Below are 18058 nucleotides of genomic sequence, written 5' to 3'. Positions count from 1 at the left end.
GATATAGCGTGCTACAAGGAACATCATATGTGAAATGGACGATCAGATGGCCCGGTCCGACATCAACCGCTCGGGAGAGATGGAGGTCTTCGTCCGTGTGGTCGAGCAGGGGGGATTTTCAGCCGCCGCGCGGCTGTGCCGCATGACGCCTTCCGCCGTCAGCAAGCTGGTTGCCCGCCTCGAAGCCCGATTGGGGGCGCGGCTGGTGAGCCGTTCGACACGGCGTTTCCAGCTTACGCCGGAGGGGTGCGCCTTCTATGAACGTGCGACGCGGATTCTGGCGGATATGACGATGCCGAACGCAATGCCGGAGCCGGGGAGCGGCCGGTCGGGCGCATTCGTCTCAATACCAGCGCGTCCTATGCCGCGCATGTGCTTGCGCCGGTCCTGAGTGATTTTCTCGCTCGTTATCCCGGCGTGACGCTGGATATCGTGCAGACCGATGCCGTGGTCGATCTTCTATCGGAACGGACCGACGTGGCGGTGAGAGCGGGACCGCTGAAAAGTTCGCGCCTGGTGGCCCGCAAACTGGGTGAGACGGCCATGGTGATCGTCGGCGCGCCCGCCTATCTGACGCGTCTTGGGGTGCCGAGGACGATCGCCGACCTGGACCGGCATGACCGGCTGGGTTTCAGCTATGTCCGCGCGGCCGATGGCTGGCCGCTGCGGCGGGATGGGGAAACCGTGGTCGTGCCGCCGGTCGGGCGTGTGCAGGCAAGCGACGGAGAGGCGCTGCGGCAACTGGCGATCGGCGGGAACGGCCTGGCCCGGCTGGCGCGCTACACGGTACGCGACGATATCGCGGCCGGGCGGCTTGTTCCGGTGCTGGAGGCATTCAACCCGGGTGATCGCGAAGATTTCCATGCTGTCCATGTCGGTCAAGGCGGGCCGCTTCCCGCCCGCGTCCGCGCCTTGCTCGATTTTCTCGCGGAGCGGGGAACGGTTGCGTAAATGCGCTCGCCTGGTCGGACGCGACATCGCCGCTCGCCCGTTGTGGTGCATCTCCCTGATGATCGCGCATGCCGCTTTACAGACATGCCGGGCGGTTTCCCCGTGGCGCTGACACAGGAAGCCGACCTGGAATGGCGGATTGCGCGATGCGGTCATCCCGCCGAAATCAAACCGGACGATGCCCGGAGGCCGCGACAGAACGCTCTGTGAGGCGCGCAACCTCGTCGAGTGGCCTTTCAACCGGCTCAATCGTCACGACAATTTGGGGAGCTCGGGTTTATCGTGCGTCGCGACGCGGCTCCGTCGGCAGGTGACGGGAGCCCTCGTATCATGCTATTCTAAAGGTGGCGCGTGATAACGCCTTTTCAAAAGGGCGGCCTCCTATGTCGGGTGGCCTGCCGAATACAACACCCGGACCTATGGTCCAGCGGTGCGTGACCTCGGTTGCGTGCCGTCTGGGAAATAGGCAGGGCGTGCTTTTGCCCTTTTGAAACACGTTATCACCCGCCCGACGCCAGGAAGGGCGGGACGATGCGTGTCCGGATTCGCCTTTGTTTCGTCCTGCCGGCGTCGAACGTCGTCGGTGGTGCATGAGGTCGAAATGGCGGATCGGGACGAAGGCAGAATGTCGTATATGTCAGCCCATGACGTCGCGGCGTGCCTCATCAGGGGCTTCGGGCCGGACGCCTACCTCGCCGTCCGACGGCAGATCGTCCGGTGCATGGAACAGAATCTCGCCGACGAAGCGGTGTTCTGGGTGAGAGTCAGGGAGCAGGTTGCGTCGCTGACGCGCGTCGTTCGCAGGAAAGATGAGCGGCTTCAGTGAGCGTTTTATCGTTCCGCCGTGGCAACTTCCGGCTGGCGGGAGGGTATCAAACCATCCCTGTTTCCTTCGGTCGGCCAAGGCGGGATATTTTTGGCAGCACGAACAGCGCCATCATGTTGATAAAGAAATGAAGGAGCATCACGACATACAGATTGAAGCCCACGCCCAGGAGAATGCTGAAAAGGATGGCCAGGCAGAAGGTCGACAGGATGCCGCGAGCGCCCTGATAGTAATGCATGCAGCCAAAGGCGAGGGCGGCAACAAGAATCGCCATCATGGCGTTCTCGCTGATCGTGTATATCAACACGGGGAGGGCTCCGCGGAACATGATCTCCTCTGAGATCGCCGCGTTCACGCAGAGCAGGACCAGGTAGGTTTTCTCGGACTGCGTGTCGGGGCGCAGGGCGGAGACGGCTTCGGTATTATAGAATTTCCTGCCCCTGCGGGTCCGCGCGACAAAAACGATCGCGATCAGTCCGATGCAAAAGCCGAACAGCATCGGGACAAGCTGGCTGAGGTCAATGCTTGTGTTTTCATGCACAACGCGAAATGCGATCTGGTAAGGGAGATAGATCGAAATATTCGTGCGTTCAAAGTTGTAAATCAGGCAGGATCCCGCGACTCCGAAACATAAAAACGATATCGCGAGCCAGGATCTGTAAATTCTGACTTTCTTCTCGGGTGGCGACTCTTTCAGTCTTCGAAATGACTGGCTGCCTCGCGCCGCAACGAGTGCGAAGGCTACCGCCAGCGACAGGGCGAGCAGTTCTGAATGCAAGGCTTCGACCTCTCGTGGGGTTCACGTTCTACCGGACGGGCTCGGTTTTGCAGAATTTCATGAATCGAGAGGTATGGAAACCTGTTCATGGCAGTGCGATATCAGCGCGAGGGAGACGGGCAGGCGTCGATCGTTCCGTCCCGGCCCAGGCCGCGCAGCGTGAGCGCCGTCAGAATTAATAGAAGCGCGACATAGGCGTCGGTCGTGGCGCGCAGGCCGCACGCGCGCACCGCGAAGCCGGCGAGGAAGGCGGGCGCGCTGAAGGCGAGATAGCTCATGACGAAATAGCTGGCGGCCAGCCCCGCGCGCTCGTGAGATTCGGCGAGCGGTACGATCGTGCGCAGAGCGCCCTGCACAGTCAGGCCGAGACCGGCGCCGGCAATGGCCGCCCCGACAAGAAAGACGGTCAGGCTCACGATATGCAGGCCGATCAGCACCAGCGGCAGCCCCGCCAGCACGGCGACCGCGCCCCGGCGCAGCAGGAGCGTGCCCGGTCCGGCGAGATGCACGACCATTGCGACGAGAGCGGGCGCCATGACGACGGCGACCACGGCGCCCCCGAGCAGAACCCCGCCACCGTCGTGGCTGGCGATGCGTGCGATTGCCGGGCCGAGCGAGAGCAGAAGGCCCGCCAGTGCCCATACCGCGATGTTGGCCGGGGCGATCCGCCGCATGGCGCCGCGCGCCGCGAGAGGGACGTGGATTCGTGGCCGGAGGGAGGCCAGCGCGCCGGGTATGCGTGAGACGGTTTCGGGAATGGCGAAGACCACGCCCGCGGACATGACCATGCCGACGGTCAGCAGCCAGAACACGAAATTCAGCGGATCGGGCGCAAACCTGACCAGGATGGCCGAGCCGAGGGCCAGCGCGGCCATCGAACCCATGGGAACCATGCCGCTGATGAGGCCGCCGCGTTCGCGATGGGCGTCCTGAAGCCCCGCGCTCAGCGCGCTGGTGGCGATGCCGGTCGCGAGACCTTGCAGGGCCCGTCCGCAAATGACGTCGCCGATGTTCGCCGCGACCGCGAACTGGAGCATGGCGACGGTCTCGACCGCGATGGCGAGCCAGATGACCGGACGACGGCCGAGATAATCCGACAGAGACCCCAGGCACAGCAGCGCGAGGAGCAGCGTGAGGGCGTACACCGCGAAAGCGGCCTGCAACATCGGCAGGCTTGCGTGCCATTGCGCGTGATAGAGCGGATAAAGCGGCGTGACGGCCGCCGAGGCGCCGAGGAAGAGGAACAGGATGGTACCGTAGATCCACAAGATTCTGGCGCGGATGGGGGGAGTCATGCCGTACTCCTGTCTAATGCAAAGATTGTGCGTTAGAGTGATAGTGAGACGCTTCATTAAAAGCAAATTATTTGCTTTAGCAGGGGGGGGAAGATGATGTCCGAGGCTCGTAGCCCCATGCGATCGGGACCGCGTCCGGGTGGACGGAGTCTGAGAGTGCAGGAGGCCGTGCATGCGGCGGTGACCGCGCTGATCGACGAAACCGGACGGGAGGGGCTGACCGTGCCGCAAGTCGCGGCGCGCGCGGGGGTCACGCCCTCGACGATCTATCGTCGGTGGACAGACATGGCGACGCTGATGCGTGACGTCGCGCAACGCAATCTGCGCGTGGACTGCCCGCTGAAACCGTGTGGCCGCCTGTCGGTGGATCTGCCCGCCTGGGCGGAGATGTACCAGGAGGAAATGGACTCCACGCCCGGCCGGGCAATGATGCGTGACGTTCTGCGCGGTTGGGACGGGACGCAAAAAGCGTGCTCGCTGTTCGATGCGGTGCGGCCGACGATCGTGTCGATCTGCGATGCCGCCGGAGAGCCGGTCACGTTCGATGCGGACGCGGTGATCGATGCCGTGGTGGCGCCCGTCCTGACGCGTATCCTATTCACGGACGGACCCTTGCCCGCCGCGCTTGCGCGCGACGCGGCGGCTGCCTTCGTCGCGCGGCATGCGTCGGGCGGGTAGCTGGATGTCCGGGAGGCGGCCCGGAGCCATATCCATTCACATTGGTTGACGGATATGGCGACGGATTATTTGTTTTTTATAGGATCGCTATCCCGGCGGACAGGCAGCTCCTAGGGGTTGCCCGTGTTCGCGGGGGACGTGTCCGACCACATGTCGCGATGAATCTTCCACTCCCCATTCTGCTTGAGCAGGACGATCGTCTGCCTGCCGCGTTCGACGACGTGGCCGTTTGTATCGAGCATCCTGATCTGGGAGATGCTGGTCGCGGCGTTGGCACCACCGTAGATCTCGTAATGATCAAATTGGGCACCCCCGACGAGATCCGGCCGCAAGATCTTCTCGAAATAGGCGAGGATCGCCGCGCGGCCGGAAATCGCCTCCGCGTTGGGCGGCAGAAGCCTGGCGTCATCGGTGTAGAGACGCGAAATCGCCTGAAGATCTCCTTTGGCGAGATCGGCGGCAAACCGTTCCGTCACAGCCTTGACCGCGGCCGGGTCAGGCGATTGCGCGCCGGCCGCCGAGGCGGGCGAATAGTGCAGCGCGAGCGCCATCGACGCCCCGAGGATATAAGAGAGCGGCCTTGTGACCTTCATCATGATGTCTCCATGAACAATCATTGAATGGCGAAGAGGGGAGGTTGGTCTCAGAGCTGGGAACAGCCGCCGTCGACCACCAGTTCCGTTCCGACGACGTATCGGGATTCGTCGCTTGCAAGGTAGAGAACGGCCGCCGCGATTTCTTCGGGACGGCCCATTCGGCCCAGGGGCACAGTCGAGGCGAACTGCGTCTTGAAGGCTTCCACCTCGGCTTCGGACAGGCCGAGCTTGCCGAGCAGCGGGGTTTCGATGCCTCCTGGCGCGACCGCGTTCACGCGGATCTTGCGGTCGAGCAGTTCGTAGGACCAGCTTCGCGCGAACGACCGGACCGCCGCCTTTGCCGCCGCGACCAGCGACAAAGCGTGTTTTCCGGTCTGATCGATAAAGGAGGTCGTAAGAATGACCGATGCGCCCTCGCGCAGCACGGGCAACGCCGCCTGCATCGTGAACACGGCGCCTTTGACGCTGATGTCCATGACATCGTCGTACTGACGCTCATCGATCGATTGCAGCGGCGTCGGAATGACGTAACCCGCATTCGCAAACAGAATATCAAGACCGCCGAAGGTGTCCTGGATACGGGATGCAACCGCCTGCATGGCCTCGATGGAGCGAACGTCCGCGGCAAGGACGAGCGCCTCGCCCCCGAGTTCGGCATGCACGTCGGCGAACCGGGATTCGTCGCGGCCGGTGACGGCCACGCGGGCACCTTCCTCGATGAAGCGCCTGGCGGTCGCGAGGCCGATGCCGCTTGTGCCGCCGGTGATGAGCGCGGTTTTTCCTGAAAGTCTCATTCTGGATTCCTCACGTTCAAGAGCCGCAGAAAGCGCCCCTTATCGGTCCCGCCGAACCTAGCCGAATGGGAAATGTCCGAAAGGACGTATTTCCCTTAAATACAGACATGGCCTCATTGGGAAATGGGGTGTGGCTAAAAATGAGGGAACTAGGTCCTTTCGGAAATATGCGCCTGGAACTAGGTGTCGCAACTGTTCAGCAGCCGACCCTGCGCGACGGGGTGGCTTGAGGAGAGCGATATGTCTGAAGTTTTCGAAGAAACCGTCCCTGAAAAACTGAGTGCGTACGGCCGCGCGCGGCGTCATGCGATGCTGATGGGCGGAGCGGCGCTTGCCGCGACCGCTACGGCGGGCCTCCTGTCGGAAAAAGCGCGTGCCGGTACGGTCGGCAAGGCCGAGAAGCCTGTCGAATTCCTGTTCGCGATCTATCCGAACGGGACGCTCCTGGATTTCGCCGGCCCCAATGAGATTCTCTCGCGAATTCCCAATACGAATGTTCGGTTCGCCAGCCCCGCCGGAGGCCTCGTTACGCTCGAAAATGGCGTTGTTTTCGGACCGACGGAAAAACTTTCCGACATAGACAAGGTCGATGTCATCTGCGTTCCGGGGGCCCTTGATCTTTCGGCGATGATGAAGCCTGAAATTCTCACGCACATCCGGCAACTGTCCGATACCGCGCAATATGTCACGTCCGTCTGTACCGGCTCCATCATCCTTGCCGCCGCGGGTGTTCTGAAAGGAAGGCGCAGTGCCTGCCACTGGGCGTTTCTGAATGTGCTCAAGGAATACGGCGCGATTCCGGACCCTGGGCGCATCGTGAAGGACGGCCGGTTCATGAGCGGCGGGGGCGTTACCGCCGGGATCGATTTCGGCGTGGCGATCGCGGCGGAACTGCGCGGGGTCCAGGCCGCGCAGGAAGTGCAGCTTCTGGTCCAGTATGACCCGCAACCGCCATTTCATGCGGGCAATCCTTTGGAGGCGCCCCCGAAAGTCCGTGATGCGGTTTATAAAATGCTGCCGGGCTCGGAACACGGCCTCATGCGGCCTATTCTCTGATCGTTCTTCCGGAAGATATCTTCATTGACGGCGCCGGCAGGCGCGAGACGCACCCGTTGACGGCGCGTGATTCGCGCACGTGCCGTCAACGGGTGGAGCCGTGCCTCGGGATTCCTGCCTGTCGCCGCGGCATCCATAGGGCCGGCTAAACGGCGCTTTCCTGCCGGCCGGCGCGCCGGATCGCTTGCGGTGGATGGCCGTGCAGTTTCACGAACGCGCGCCGCATGCGTTCCGGGTCCGCAAAGCCGATCGCTTTTGCGATCTGTTCGATCGGCTCGGAGCCATTCCGCAGCCGGACGCATGCCGCCTCCACGCGCAAACGTTCCACCGCCCTGGCCGGTGTTTCACCGGTCTGGCGACGGAAGGCGCGTCCAAATTGGCGGACACTCAACCTGGCGGCTTCCGCCAGCCGTTCGATCGGCAGAGGCTCGACCAGATGGTCGCGCGCGAACGCAAGCGCCATGCGGATACGGTCCGATTCCGGTTCCATCTGCGACATGGCCGAAAACTGTGACTGCCCGCCGGAGCGCCGGTAGGGAACGACGAGTTCACGCGCGACCGCGCGTGCGATTTCGGGTCCGCGGTCCGTCTCGATGAGCGCCAGCGCCAGATCGATACCGGCCGAAATGCCCGCGGAGGTCCAGAATTTGTCGTCCGATATGAAAATCCGATCGGCTTCGACCCGGAGCGAAGGATATCGCTGCTGGAGTTCCGGCGCGAGACGCCAGTGGGTCGTTGCACGACGGCCATCGAGAAATCCGGTTTCCGCAAGGAGGAACGCGCCCGTGCAGACGCTCGCCACGCGGGCCGTGCGCGCGGCGAGGTCCTTTGCCGCCGCGATGACATCGGGATTTTGGAAGGCCTGGATGTCGCCGCCGATGAAAATGACCGTATCGAAAGCCATGTCGCGGAACGATCGGGTTGGGATGGAAACCCCGGCACTCCCGACGACGGTGCCTCCCTTCTCGGAAATCACCGTCAGGCGGTAGGGATCTCTGTCGACGAAAACATTCGCCTCCTCAAAGGCGCCCAGAGGCCCCGCGAGATCGAGGATCCGGTGATTGGCGCAAATGAAAAATCCGATATGGGACATGGTCCTGATTTAAGGGAAAAACGGATTTATGGCCATATTTTTCTTCTCGAAACGCTCTGGGTGCCGTATGCGGAACAGGGAATTGACCCTGTATGAATTGTCTGTCGGCCATGCCTTCCTCTTGCACGAAAGCTGATTCATTGAAGAACGTGACCCGTCTGATTTTCGCGTCCCTGTCGCTTCTGGGTGGGGGGGGCGGACTTACCAAGGCGCAGGCGGGTGATACCGCCGTTCCGGCCTATGGGGCCATTCATGCGGCCGGGAACGTGGCCAACCATCCGGATCCCTCCCTGCGCTACAGGGTGGTGTTCGAGACGATGCGGGCCGCGCCGGATCCGGCGCAGATCAATCCATCGCTGGAGCGGGCCGCCCGCTTCATGAATCTCCTTGCTGCCGACGGGATACATCCCGCAATCGGCGATGTGGTGGCGATGGTCTACGGGCCGGCCACGCCGTCTGTCCTTTCCGACGCGGCATACCGGGTGCGTTTCGGACGCGATAATCCGAATACCGGGCTGCTGCGCGCACTGCGTAAGGCGGGGGTCACGATCGAGGTTTGCAGCTACGCCCTGGCGGGCCAGAAGATCGAGCGGGACGCCGTTGCCGACGGGGTTCAGATCGATCTGTCCGCCATGGTGACGTTGGCCAACCTGCAACTGAGAGGGTGGGCCGTGATCCACTGATGCCGGCGGAACAGGGGTGAAGGGGACGACCGTCCCCTTCCGGGTCCAGGGCGGCGCCCTGGTCCCGCGTCGTCTTCAATGCGGGCCCGTGCCGCAATAACGCTCGCGCAGGTGGGCGCGGTAGGCCCTGGTCGAGGGCGGGGCGCCGGTGGCGGCCGCGACGATGCCGGCGGTGGAGAGACGGCTGGCCTGGCCATGCACATGGGTGCGCAGCCAGGCGAGCAGCGGGGCGAAATCGCCGCGCGCGATGCCCTGCGCGATGGCGGGGTCGGCGTCGAAGGCCGCCTGGCGGAACTGAGCGGCGAGGATGGCGCCCAGCGTGTAGGTGGGGAAATAGCCCCAGGCGCCGGAGGGCCAGTGGATGTCTTGCAGGCAGCCGAGCCGGTCGTTGGGGACCTCCAGCCCCAGCAGGTCGCGGATGCCGGCATTGAAGGCGTCGGGCAGGTCGCGCAGGGGCAGGGTGCCGTCGATCAGCGCGGTTTCCAGCTCGTAGCGGACCAGCACGTGGGCGGGGTAGGTGATTTCGTCGGCATCGACGCGGATGAAGCCGGGCCTGACCTGGGTGACCGTGCGATAGAGCGCGTCGGCCGACCAGCCGGGGTCGGTTTTGGCCGCCCCGAACGTTTCGCGCAGCAAGGGGGCGATCCAGTCGATGAAGGGGCGCGAGCGCGCGATCTGCATTTCCATTAGCAGGGACTGGCTTTCGTGCAGGCTCATGCCGCGCGACTGGCCGACGGGGAGCGTGCGCCATTGTGCCGGCAGGCCCTGTTCGTACAGCGCGTGCCCGGTTTCATGCACCACGCCCATCAGGGCCGGGAGGAAATCGGCGTCGTCGTAGCGGGTGGTGATGCGGGCGTCGTCCTCGGCCCCGCCGCAGAAGGGGTGGATGCTGACATCGAGGCGGCCGCGCGCCATGTCGAAGCCCAATGCGGTCATGATCCGGCGGCCCAGGGTCTCCTGCCCCGCGACGGGGAAGGGGCCGGCGGGCATTTCGACCGGCGGGAGGGTGGCCTGGTGGGCTTGGGCTTCGGCGATCAGGCCGGGCAGGTCGCGCCGCAACTCGGCGAAGACCGGGTCGATATCCGCGCGGCGGGTGCCGGGATCGTACTGGTCCAGCAGCGCGTCATAGGGGGCGAGGCCCAGTGCCGCGCCCTTGACGATGGCCAGTTCGCGCGTGCGCTCCAGCACGTCGGACAGCAGGGGCAGGAGGGCGGCGAAATCGCCGTCGCGCCGGGCGGTGCGCCATGCGACCTCGCACCGCGAGGCGGCGCGGGACGAGGCCTCGACCAGTTCGGCGGGCACCGAGGCGGCGTGCAGCCAGGCGCGGCGCATTTCATGCAGGTTCGCGGCTTCCCACGTGCCGGCAGGGGCTTGTGCCCGGTCCAGCAGGTCGCCGACGCGCGGGTCGGTCAGCATGTCGTGGCACAGGACGCTGAGGGTGGCGATGCTGTCGGCGCGGCTGTCGGCGGCGCCGGAGGGCATCATCACGTCCTTGTCCCATCCCAGGATGCCCAGCGCGTTGCGGATGCGCCCGATGCGGGCGAAATGGCTGGTCAGATCCTGGTAAGCGCTTTGTGGCATGATCTCTCCGCTTGCGAATGGGACTGGGTGCCGCACTGTGGGCGATCGCGGGCGGCGGATGCAACCGGGACGAACGAGATGGATGGACGGCAGGACGAGGTGGCCGGGGCGATGGCGCGGCTGGCCGAGGGCGACCGGGACGGCGCCGCGTCGGTGCTGCGCGCGGCGCTGGCCCGCGCGCCGGATGACCCCGAGATCCTGCACGGCATGGCGTGCGTGGCCCGCGCGTCGGGCCGGGCGGACCTGGCGATCGGGCTGGCGGGGCGGGCGATCGCGATTCTGCCGGCCGCGCATTTTCACATTACGCTGGGGTGTGCGCTGCATGAGCAGGGGCATCTGGAGCCCGCAAGGGCCGCGCTGCGTGTGGCGACGCTGCGCGAACCGCGCGACGTGCGCGGCCATGCCGCGCTGGCGGCCGTGCTGGGCGCGATGGGGCGTGGGGCGGAGGCCGAGGCGAGCCTGCGCGCCGCGCTGGCGCTGCGGCCGGCCGATGCCGCGTTGCTGCACGGGCTGGCGGCGCGGCTGTCGGGGCGCGGTGCGCATGGGGAGGCGGAGGATCTTTATCGGCGGGTGCGGGATCTGTGCCCGGAGGAGGGGGCGGCGTGGGCCAATCATGGTGCCGTGCTGTTCGCGCTGAACCGGCATGAGGAGGCGCTGGCGGTGCTGGAACGGGCGGACGGGCTGGTGCCGGATGTGGCCGAGACGCTGAACAATCTGGGGCTGGTGCGGATGGCGCTGGGCCATCTGCCGCAGGCGGGGGTGGCGCTGGCGCGGGCGGCGCGCCTGGCGCCGGAGGACGCGCGGATTGCCGTCAATCGCGCGACCATCCTCGCGGAGCTGGGGGAGGACGGGGCGGCGGAGCGCCTGCTGCGCGGCGTGCTGGCGGACCCGGTGGCGGCCGGCGGCGCGGAGGGGGCGCGGGCGGCGTTCAATCTGGGTACGGTATTGCTGGCGCGGGGGGATCTGGCGGCTGGGTGGCGGTTTTTCGAGGCGCGTACCCGGCTGCTGCCGGAGGGGCGCTGGCCGGATATCGCCCCGTGGGACGGGGTGGCGCCGCCGCGCGGGCGGCTGCTGCTGCATGCCGAACAGGGGGTGGGGGATGCGCTACAGTTCCTGCGGTATCTGCCGTACTGTCTGGAGCGGGCGCGGGTGGTGCTGGAACTGCCGCCGGAGTTGCAGCGGCTGGTGGGGACGACGCCCGATCCGGACGGGTTGATCGCGTCGCGCTGTACCGTGCTGCGGCCCGGCGGGTCGGTGCCGGGGGATGTAGTTGCGCGCTGTGCGCTGCTTAGCCTGCCGCATCTGCTGGGGATGGCGGAGCCGCCGCCTTTCGCGCCCTATCTGCTGCCGGCGTTGTCGGCGGGAGCGGGTGGCGGGGAACGGCGGGTGGGGGTGTGCTGGGCGGGCAATCCCGCATATCGCTTCGACCGGCGCCGGTCGATCCCGCCGGAGGAGCTGGCCCCGCTGGGTGAGGTGGCGGGTGTGCGCTTCGTCAGTCTCCAGCATGGCGTCGCGGCGGGTGATCCGCCCTTTGCCATGGAGGCGGCCGCATCGGGCGACTGGCTGGAGACGGCGCGGGCGATCGCCGGGCTGGACCTGGTGGTTACGGTCGATACCGCGATCGCCCATCTGGCGGGGGCGATGGGGCGGCCGGTCTGGCTGTTGAACCGTTTCGGCGGCGACTGGCGGTGGTCGGCCGCGTTCGATCGGGCGGAGCGGCCGTGCTGGGGGGATGCCGCCAGCCGGTGGTATCCGTCGCTGGACCTGTTCAGGCAGGCGGGGCCCGACATGCCCGCGTGCGCGTGGCGGGGGCCGGTGGCGGCGGTCTGCGCGGCGTTGTCCCGCTGGCGCGACGGGCGGCTGGCCGGGGATTAGGGGCTAAATGTATCACGCGCTTCGTGCCCCGGTTGTGGTGGCGGTGCGGAGGCGCAGGTAGCTGAACAGGCCCAGGGCCGCCGTGGCCGCCATCATCCAGCCCGGGACCAGCGGATTGCCGGTGACGGCGATCAGCCAGGTGACGGTGGGCTGGGTCAGGCCACCGAACACCGATACGGCGGTGGCGTAGAGGACGCCGAACAGGAACGAGCGGCTGTGCGCCGGCAGGGCGTCCAGAAAGAGTTTCCACATGCAACTGATGACGAAGCCCGAAAGCGCGAACATGCCGACATTCAGCGCCAGTTGGCTGCCCAGGCCGGGATGGTGGATGGCGCGATAATAGAGCCAGGGCGACAGGAGGCCGATCAGGACCGAGACCCCGGTTACCGCGCCGGGGGCGTCGGGACGGCGGGCGAGGAAGACCATGCTTGCGAGGACGCTCAGCGCGCCGGCGGCCAGGCCGGCCGTCATGGCGGTCATGCCGATGGCCGGGGAGAGGCGCAGCACCGAGACCGCGTAGCTGACGCCGAAGGTGCGGAGATAGGTGGCAATGGTCGCGCTGACGATGCCGAGAAACACGAACAGGATGACCGCGCCGGCCGCGCGCCGTTCCTCGGGCGTGGGGGGCGGCGCGGGGTGATGGGGCGGGATGGCGTGGCCGGCGGCGAGGCGACGGAGGACCATGCCCGCCGGAATGATGACGAGACCGAAGGCGAAGGGCAGCCGCCAGCCCCAGGAGAAGAGCGCGTCGTGCGACAGGCAGAGCGACAGGACGAGGCCCAGCAGCACGGCGAGCAGGCTGCCGAGCAGTTGCGTCATGTATTGCAACGCGCCGAAGACGCCGCCGAGGCCGCCGGGAGCGGCGGTGTAGAGCAGTTCGGTTGCCGGACCGACCTCGCCGCCGTCGGAAAAGCCCTGGAGAAGCCGGGCGCAGATGATGAGGGTGGGGGCGAGGACGCCGATGGTGGACGCGGGCGGGGTCGCGGCGATCAGGAACGAGCCGGCCGCCATCATGCCGAAGGTCAGCATCAGGGCCGCGTGCTGCCCGTGGGCGCGGGCGAAGCGCCCGACGAGGAGGGCGCCCAGCGGGCGCATGACGAACCCGACGGCGAACGTCATCAGCGCGTAGAGCAGGTTCGCCAGGTTGCCGCCGCCGCTGGGGAAGAACGCGCGGCCGATCATGGGCGCGAAGAACGCGTAGGCCAGGAAATTGTAGAATTCGAGAAAATTGCCCGCGCAGGCGGCGCCGATCAGAACGGCCGCCCTGGCGTGGCCCGCGTTTCGTCCCATCGGTGCGTCTCTCCGTTCCGTTCCGCCCGGCCGGGCTGGCGCCATGATGCCGGTTTCGGAATGACCTGGAAACGGTTCGGTGAGGCGGGGCCCCGACCGATGCGTGGATCGGGCCGGGGCAGGCGGGCGTCAGGGAGTGTGGATCAGCTTGTGATTGACGAATTCGGTGATGCCGAATTCCGACAGTTCGCGGCCATAGCCGGAATTGCGGACGCCGCCGAAGGGCAGGTCGGGCGCGGTGCCCGTGACCTCGTTGATGAAGACCATGCCGGTTTCGATCTTCTCGGCGACCTTGCGGCCGCGCGCGACGTTGCCGGTGTGGACCGAGCCGCCGAGCCCGTAGGGCGAGTCATTGGCCAGGGCGATGGCTTCCTCTTCGCTCCCGACCGGATAGATGGTGGCGACGGGGCCGAAGATCTCTTCGTAGAAGGCCGGATTGTCCTTCGTCACGCCTGTCAGGATCGCGGCCTGCATGAAGAAGCCGTCGCGTTCGAGCCGCGTGCCGCCGGTCACCAGGGTCGCCCCGTGCTTCACCGCCTTGTCGACCTGCGAGATCGCGCGGGTCATCGCGTCCTCGCTGCTCATCGGGCCGTGGGTCACGCCCTGTTCCAGCGGATCGCCATAGCGGAATTCGCCGATCGCCTTTTGCAGGCGGATCGTGAAATCCTCGACCAGCGAGTCATGGACGATCATGCGCTTGGCGGCGGTGCAGACCTGGCCGTTGTTCCACATCCGCCCCGCGACGGCGTTGGGGATCACCTGGTCCAGATCGGCATCGTCGAGCACGATGAAGGCGTCGGCGCCGCCCAGTTCCATCGTGCTTTTCTTGAGCGCGCGGCCGGCCTGGGCCGCCACCGCGCTGCCGGCGCGCTCGCTGCCCGTGAGGGCGACGCCACGGATTTCCGGCCGGGCGATCAGGGATTCGGACTGGTCGTTGGTGATGAACAGGTTGGTGTAGGCGCCGGCCGGGGCGCCGGCCTCGCGGAACAGGGACTCGAACGCCTCGGCGCATTGCGGCACGCCGGGCGCGTGCTTCACCATCACCACATTGCCCGCCATCAGGTTGGGGGCGGCGACGCGCGCGAGCTGGTAATAGGGGAAGTTCCAGGGTTCGACGCAATAGATCACGCCGAGCGACTGGCTGAGGACCGTGGCGCGGCCGCTTTTGACCTCCAGTTCCATCGGGGCGAGGAATTGCTCGGCCTTTTCGGCGTAATAGGCGAGGATATCGGCCGAGAGTTCGATTTCTCCGATCGCTTCGGGCAGTATCTTGCCCATTTCGATGGAAATCAGGCGCGCGTGTTTTTCCCTGTCGCGGCGCAGGATGTCGGCGGCCCTGGCGACGATGGCGCGGCGCTCGGCGAAGGGGCGGTGGCGCCAGTCGTCCCTCCAGAGCGTGTGCGCGGTTTCCAGCTTGCGCCCGATCTCCTGGTCGCTGTGCAGATCGAAGGTTTTCTCGGTCTTGCCGGTGGCGGGGTTGATCGTGCGATACATGCTCATCGGGCCATTCTCCTGGGCGCCTTCAACACAGAAGCCTTCCATGTTGGGTGGGCGGTCCGAATATCCAGAGCGGGATCGCGGAGGCGTGATCGGCCCGTCAGATCGACAGGGTTTCGATGGGGGGCGCGTCGGCGTCGCTGGTCGCGGCTTCCTCGGCCTGGCGCAGGCCCACGATCAGGGCCTCGCGGATTTCGGTCAGGCGGCGTTCGTCGGTGATCTTCAGGCCGAACAGATCCTTGACGTAGAAGACGTCGACCGCGCGCACGCCGTAGGTGGTGATGTGGGCCGAGGCGATCTGCAATTTATGGTCGCTGATCGCCTGCGTCACGTCATGCAGCAGGCCGGGCCGGTCGCGGCCGTTGATCTCGATGACCGTGTAGCTGTTGGAGGCGCGGTTATCGATCACGACCCGGGGGGGCACGTGGATCGCGCGCATGCGCCGCCCGTAGCGCATGCGGCCCATGCCGGCGATTTCGCGCGTGATATCCACCCGCCCGGACAGGGTCTGCTCGACCAGGGTGGAGAGGCGGGCGAGCTGGTGCGGTTCCTCGAACGCCTCGCCGCCGGCGTCCTGGATCCAGAACGTGTCCAGCGCCATGCCGTTGATCAACGTGTGGATGCGCGCATCCACGATCGAGGCCCCCGCGATGGCCAGCGCGCCGGCGATGCGCGAGAACAGGCCGGGATGGTCGGCGGTGTAGATCGTGACCTCGGTCACGCCGCGGGTGGGCAGGGGCTGGGTTTCGACCGTCAGCGGAGACTCGCGCCGTTCGGATTCGCGGACCAGCAGCGCGTGGCGGGCGTGGGTGTCCTGGTCGAAGGACAGCCAGTAGCTGCCATAGCCCAGGCCGAGGAAATGCTCCGTGTCCTCCTGGGTGAAGTCGTCCTCGTCCAGGATTTCGGCCACCGCTTCCTTGGCGCGGGCCACGCGCACGTCGCGCTCGGTGGTGGCCAGGCCGCCTTCCAGCACCTCGGCCACGCGCATGTAGAGTTCGTGCAGCAGGGTGGCCTTCCAGGCGTTCCATACGCGCGGGCTGACGGCGCGCATGTCCACGATCGTCAGCAGCAGCAGCAGGCGCAGCCGCTCGGGCGACTGGATGGTGTCGGCCAGGTCCAGGATGGTCTTGGGGTCGTCGATATCGCGTTGGAAGGCGGTCTGGCTGAGCAGCAGGTGGTGCAGCACCAGCCATGAGACGGTCTCGGTCTCCTCGCCGGTCAGGCCCATTTCGGGGCAGACCTCGAGCGCGATCTCGGACCCGAGTTCGGAATGGTCGCCGCCGCGCCCCTTGGCGATGTCGTGCAGCAGGATGGCCATGTACAGCGCGCGGCGGGACTGGAGATTGCGCGCCAGGTCGTAGGCCAGCGGGATTTCGTCGGCCATCGCGCCATGTTCGATCCGGCCGAAGATGCGGATGGCCTCGATCGTGTGCTCGTCGACCGTGAAGACGTGATAGGTGTCGAACTGCATCTGGCCGACGATGCGCGACCAGTCGGGCAGCAGGCGCCCCATGATCCCGGTTTCGTTCATGATGTGCAGCCAGTAGGCGTTGCCCTGGCGGCGGTCCTCGGCGGTGGCGTGGAAGCTGGGAACCTCGTCGCGCGGCGCGGTTTCGGCGGCGGAGAGGCGGGGGGCGCGTTCCGGCGGGGCGCCGCACAGCAGGTCGAGGAAGATCCGCGCCGCCTCGGGATTGCCGCGCAGGCTGGCGGCCCGGCGCTCCCACCGGATCAGCTTGTGCATGGCCAGCGGGTGGATCGGCAGCTTGCGCGTGCGCGCCCATTCCAGCAGCCGCATCATCTGGATCGGCTCGTCATCGAACGAGGTGCCGCGTTCGGGCAGGATCTGGCCGTCCAGAACCGTGAAGCCCGCGTCGCGCATCGCGGCGTCGGCCTGGGGGGCGTTGGCGGTCGGGCCCAGCGCCTGGCGCATCACCGCCGGTTCCAGCACGTGGGTCAGGCGCATGACCTCGCGCACCGTCAGGAAATAATGGCGCATGAAGCGCTCCACCCCGACCTGGCGGCCGTGGCGGGTATAGCCCATGCGCGCGCCGACCACCGGCTGGACGTCGAAGGTCAGCCGTTCCTCGGCGCGGCCCGAGATGTAGTGCAGGTGCAGCCGCACGCTCCACAGGAAGTTCCACGAGCGGCGGGCGCGCTTGGCTTCCTGCTCGGTCAGCAGGCCCAGGCTGCTGAAGCCGGGGGCCAGCAGGTCGGAGACGTGGCGGGTGCCGAAAGTGTAGCGGCACATCCAGTACAGCGTTTGCAGGTCGCGCAGGCCGCCGCGCCCTTCCTTGACGTTCGGTTCCACCAGGTAGGGGCTGTCGCCGAACCGGTGGTGGCGGGCCGTGCGTTCCTTGCGCTTGTCGGTGATGAAGCGCGCGGCCCCGGCCTCGACGCACGCGACGATGTAGCGGGCCTCGAACATCGCGAACAGCGCGTCGTCACCCGCCAGCAGCCGGGCATCCAGCAGGGTGGTGCGGACGGTGGTGTCGGCTTCGGCCTCGGCGATGCATTGGGGGATCGAGCGGGTGGCGTGGCCGACCTTCAGCCCCAGGTCCCACAGGAAATACAGGATATATTCGACGACGCGGCCGACATCGGCCGAGGGCTCGTCGGGCGTGAGGAACAGCAGGTCGATATCGCTGAAGGGGGCCAGCATGCCGCGTCCGTAGCCGCCCGTCGCGGCCACCGCGAGCGCCGGCGGCCCGGATTCGGGCGCCCCGGGTTCGCGCGCCGGATCCAGCGCGTGCGCGACCGTGAAATCGACCAGGGTGCGGATCATGCCGTCGGTATATCGCGCCAGTTGCTTGGCGGCGGAGGCGCCATGCAGGCGATGGGCCTCGAATTCCTCGCGGACCGTGGCCTGGAAGCGGGCGAGATGCCGGCGGAACAGGCCGATCGCCACCTCACGCGGGACGGCATCGCCCGTTTCCGGTGACAGGAGAGAGGCCGCGAGGCATTGGGTCAGGTCCCTGACGGACAGGGAAGGGGAAGACGGAGTCGGCATCGCGGCGTGATCGGTTCCTGAAAATGCTGACGGCCGGACAGGCGCCCGGCCACACAGA

The 18058-nt window shown here is 66.6% G+C and carries 16 protein-coding genes; 7 read left to right on the top strand and 9 right to left on the bottom strand.

Going from position 1 to position 18058, the window contains the following annotated elements:
* Positions 1–34 precede the first annotated feature (34 nt).
* From HLH48_RS23205 to HLH48_RS09235, 3 genes are all read left to right on the top strand, one after another.
* Complete coding sequence (locus tag HLH48_RS23205; protein WP_264813522.1) at positions 35–391, top strand: LysR family transcriptional regulator; 357 nt, start codon at positions 35–37, stop codon at positions 389–391.
* Positions 373–951 carry a LysR substrate-binding domain-containing protein gene (locus tag HLH48_RS23200; RefSeq protein ID WP_264813524.1) on the top strand — a complete coding sequence of 193 codons (579 nt, stop codon included), beginning with the start codon at positions 373–375 and terminating at the stop codon, positions 949–951. The genes HLH48_RS23205 and HLH48_RS23200 overlap by 19 nt, the downstream gene beginning before the upstream one ends.
* Positions 952–1486: 535 nt before the next feature.
* Positions 1487–1777, top strand: a complete 291-nt coding sequence (locus HLH48_RS09235; protein ID WP_182997224.1) for a hypothetical protein — start codon at positions 1487–1489, stop codon at positions 1775–1777.
* 46 nt (positions 1778–1823) lie between these two features.
* Here HLH48_RS09235 and HLH48_RS09230 read toward each other — a convergent pair whose 3' ends face one another.
* Both HLH48_RS09230 and HLH48_RS09225 read right to left on the bottom strand, forming a co-directional pair.
* Complete coding sequence (locus HLH48_RS09230) at positions 1824–2555, bottom strand: CPBP family intramembrane glutamic endopeptidase (protein WP_182997223.1); 732 nt, start codon at positions 2553–2555, stop codon at positions 1824–1826.
* 101 nt (positions 2556–2656) lie between these two features.
* Positions 2657–3850 carry an MFS transporter gene (locus HLH48_RS09225; protein ID WP_246387187.1) on the bottom strand — a complete coding sequence of 398 codons (1194 nt, stop codon included), beginning with the start codon at positions 3848–3850 and terminating at the stop codon, positions 2657–2659.
* A gap of 180 nt (positions 3851–4030) precedes the next feature.
* Here HLH48_RS09225 and HLH48_RS09220 point away from each other — a divergent pair, with 180 nt between their 5' ends.
* The gene (locus tag HLH48_RS09220) at positions 4031–4528 is read left to right on the top strand and encodes a TetR/AcrR family transcriptional regulator (RefSeq protein WP_343065401.1); all 498 of its coding nucleotides are present in this window, start codon (positions 4031–4033) and stop codon (positions 4526–4528) included.
* A 110-nt stretch (positions 4529–4638) separates the two neighbouring features.
* On the opposite strand, the gene HLH48_RS09215 is transcribed toward HLH48_RS09220, so the two are convergent.
* Together HLH48_RS09215 and HLH48_RS09210 are read right to left on the bottom strand one after the other, a co-directional pair.
* Positions 4639–5079 (bottom strand): YybH family protein, encoded by a 441-nt coding sequence (locus HLH48_RS09215; protein WP_182997221.1) that lies wholly within the window; start codon positions 5077–5079, stop codon positions 4639–4641.
* Between the two features lie 92 nt (positions 5080–5171).
* Positions 5172–5918, bottom strand: a complete 747-nt coding sequence (locus HLH48_RS09210) for an SDR family oxidoreductase (RefSeq protein WP_182997220.1) — start codon at positions 5916–5918, stop codon at positions 5172–5174.
* A gap of 240 nt (positions 5919–6158) precedes the next feature.
* Here HLH48_RS09210 and HLH48_RS09205 point away from each other — a divergent pair, with 240 nt between their 5' ends.
* Positions 6159–6974: a DJ-1/PfpI family protein gene (locus tag HLH48_RS09205; protein WP_182997219.1), complete on the top strand. Its 816-nt coding sequence runs from the start codon at positions 6159–6161 to the stop codon at positions 6972–6974.
* Between the two features lie 145 nt (positions 6975–7119).
* On the opposite strand, the gene HLH48_RS09200 is transcribed toward HLH48_RS09205, so the two are convergent.
* Positions 7120–8067: a GlxA family transcriptional regulator gene (locus HLH48_RS09200; protein WP_182997218.1), complete on the bottom strand. Its 948-nt coding sequence runs from the start codon at positions 8065–8067 to the stop codon at positions 7120–7122.
* Between the two features lie 149 nt (positions 8068–8216).
* Between HLH48_RS09200 and HLH48_RS09195 the strand changes: the two genes are divergently transcribed.
* On the top strand, positions 8217–8750 hold the full coding sequence (locus HLH48_RS09195) for a DsrE family protein (RefSeq protein ID WP_264813534.1): 534 nt from the start codon (positions 8217–8219) through the stop codon (positions 8748–8750).
* A 75-nt stretch (positions 8751–8825) separates the two neighbouring features.
* Here HLH48_RS09195 and HLH48_RS09190 read toward each other — a convergent pair whose 3' ends face one another.
* Positions 8826–10331: a carboxypeptidase M32 gene (locus HLH48_RS09190; protein WP_182997216.1), complete on the bottom strand. Its 1506-nt coding sequence runs from the start codon at positions 10329–10331 to the stop codon at positions 8826–8828.
* A gap of 78 nt (positions 10332–10409) precedes the next feature.
* Between HLH48_RS09190 and HLH48_RS09185 the strand changes: the two genes are divergently transcribed.
* Positions 10410–12206 (top strand): tetratricopeptide repeat protein, encoded by a 1797-nt coding sequence (locus HLH48_RS09185; RefSeq protein WP_182997215.1) that lies wholly within the window; start codon positions 10410–10412, stop codon positions 12204–12206.
* Positions 12207–12218: 12 nt separating this feature from the next.
* On the opposite strand, the gene HLH48_RS09180 is transcribed toward HLH48_RS09185, so the two are convergent.
* From HLH48_RS09180 to HLH48_RS09170, 3 genes are all read right to left on the bottom strand, one after another.
* Positions 12219–13496 carry an MFS transporter gene (locus tag HLH48_RS09180; RefSeq protein ID WP_182997214.1) on the bottom strand — a complete coding sequence of 426 codons (1278 nt, stop codon included), beginning with the start codon at positions 13494–13496 and terminating at the stop codon, positions 12219–12221.
* Between the two features lie 129 nt (positions 13497–13625).
* Positions 13626–14996 carry an NAD-dependent succinate-semialdehyde dehydrogenase gene (locus HLH48_RS09175; RefSeq protein WP_182997213.1) on the bottom strand — a complete coding sequence of 457 codons (1371 nt, stop codon included), beginning with the start codon at positions 14994–14996 and terminating at the stop codon, positions 13626–13628.
* Positions 14997–15093: 97 nt separating this feature from the next.
* The gene (locus HLH48_RS09170) at positions 15094–18000 is read right to left on the bottom strand and encodes a [protein-PII] uridylyltransferase (RefSeq protein ID WP_182997212.1); all 2907 of its coding nucleotides are present in this window, start codon (positions 17998–18000) and stop codon (positions 15094–15096) included.
* Between the last annotated feature and the right edge of the window lie 58 nt (positions 18001–18058).

The sequence above is a fragment of the Gluconacetobacter sacchari genome, from assembly GCF_014174255.1.
GTDB lineage: Bacteria > Pseudomonadota > Alphaproteobacteria > Acetobacterales > Acetobacteraceae > Gluconacetobacter > Gluconacetobacter sacchari.
Note: the sequence above shows the minus strand (reverse complement) of the source record. Positions and strands in the feature narration are given on the sequence as shown.

Excerpts from the sequence above, each read along its gene's own strand:
- HLH48_RS09200 (WP_182997218.1), bottom strand. The coding sequence starts at position 8,067 with ATGTCCCATATCGGATTTTTCATTTGCGCCAATCACCGGATCCTCGAT.
- HLH48_RS23205 (WP_264813522.1), top strand. The coding sequence starts at position 35 with ATGGACGATCAGATGGCCCGGTCCGACATCAACCGCTCGGGAGAGATG.
- HLH48_RS09210 (WP_182997220.1), bottom strand. The coding sequence starts at position 5,918 with ATGAGACTTTCAGGAAAAACCGCGCTCATCACCGGCGGCACAAGCGGC.
- HLH48_RS09190 (WP_182997216.1), bottom strand. The coding sequence starts at position 10,331 with ATGCCACAAAGCGCTTACCAGGATCTGACCAGCCATTTCGCCCGCATC.
- HLH48_RS09185 (WP_182997215.1), top strand. The coding sequence starts at position 10,410 with ATGGATGGACGGCAGGACGAGGTGGCCGGGGCGATGGCGCGGCTGGCC.
- HLH48_RS09225 (WP_246387187.1), bottom strand. The coding sequence starts at position 3,850 with ATGACTCCCCCCATCCGCGCCAGAATCTTGTGGATCTACGGTACCATC.
- HLH48_RS09215 (WP_182997221.1), bottom strand. The coding sequence starts at position 5,079 with ATGGCGCTCGCGCTGCACTATTCGCCCGCCTCGGCGGCCGGCGCGCAA.
- HLH48_RS09205 (WP_182997219.1), top strand. The coding sequence starts at position 6,159 with ATGTCTGAAGTTTTCGAAGAAACCGTCCCTGAAAAACTGAGTGCGTAC.
- HLH48_RS09175 (WP_182997213.1), bottom strand. The coding sequence starts at position 14,996 with ATGAGCATGTATCGCACGATCAACCCCGCCACCGGCAAGACCGAGAAA.
- HLH48_RS09180 (WP_182997214.1), bottom strand. The coding sequence starts at position 13,496 with ATGGGACGAAACGCGGGCCACGCCAGGGCGGCCGTTCTGATCGGCGCC.
- HLH48_RS09170 (WP_182997212.1), bottom strand. The coding sequence starts at position 18,000 with ATGCCGACTCCGTCTTCCCCTTCCCTGTCCGTCAGGGACCTGACCCAA.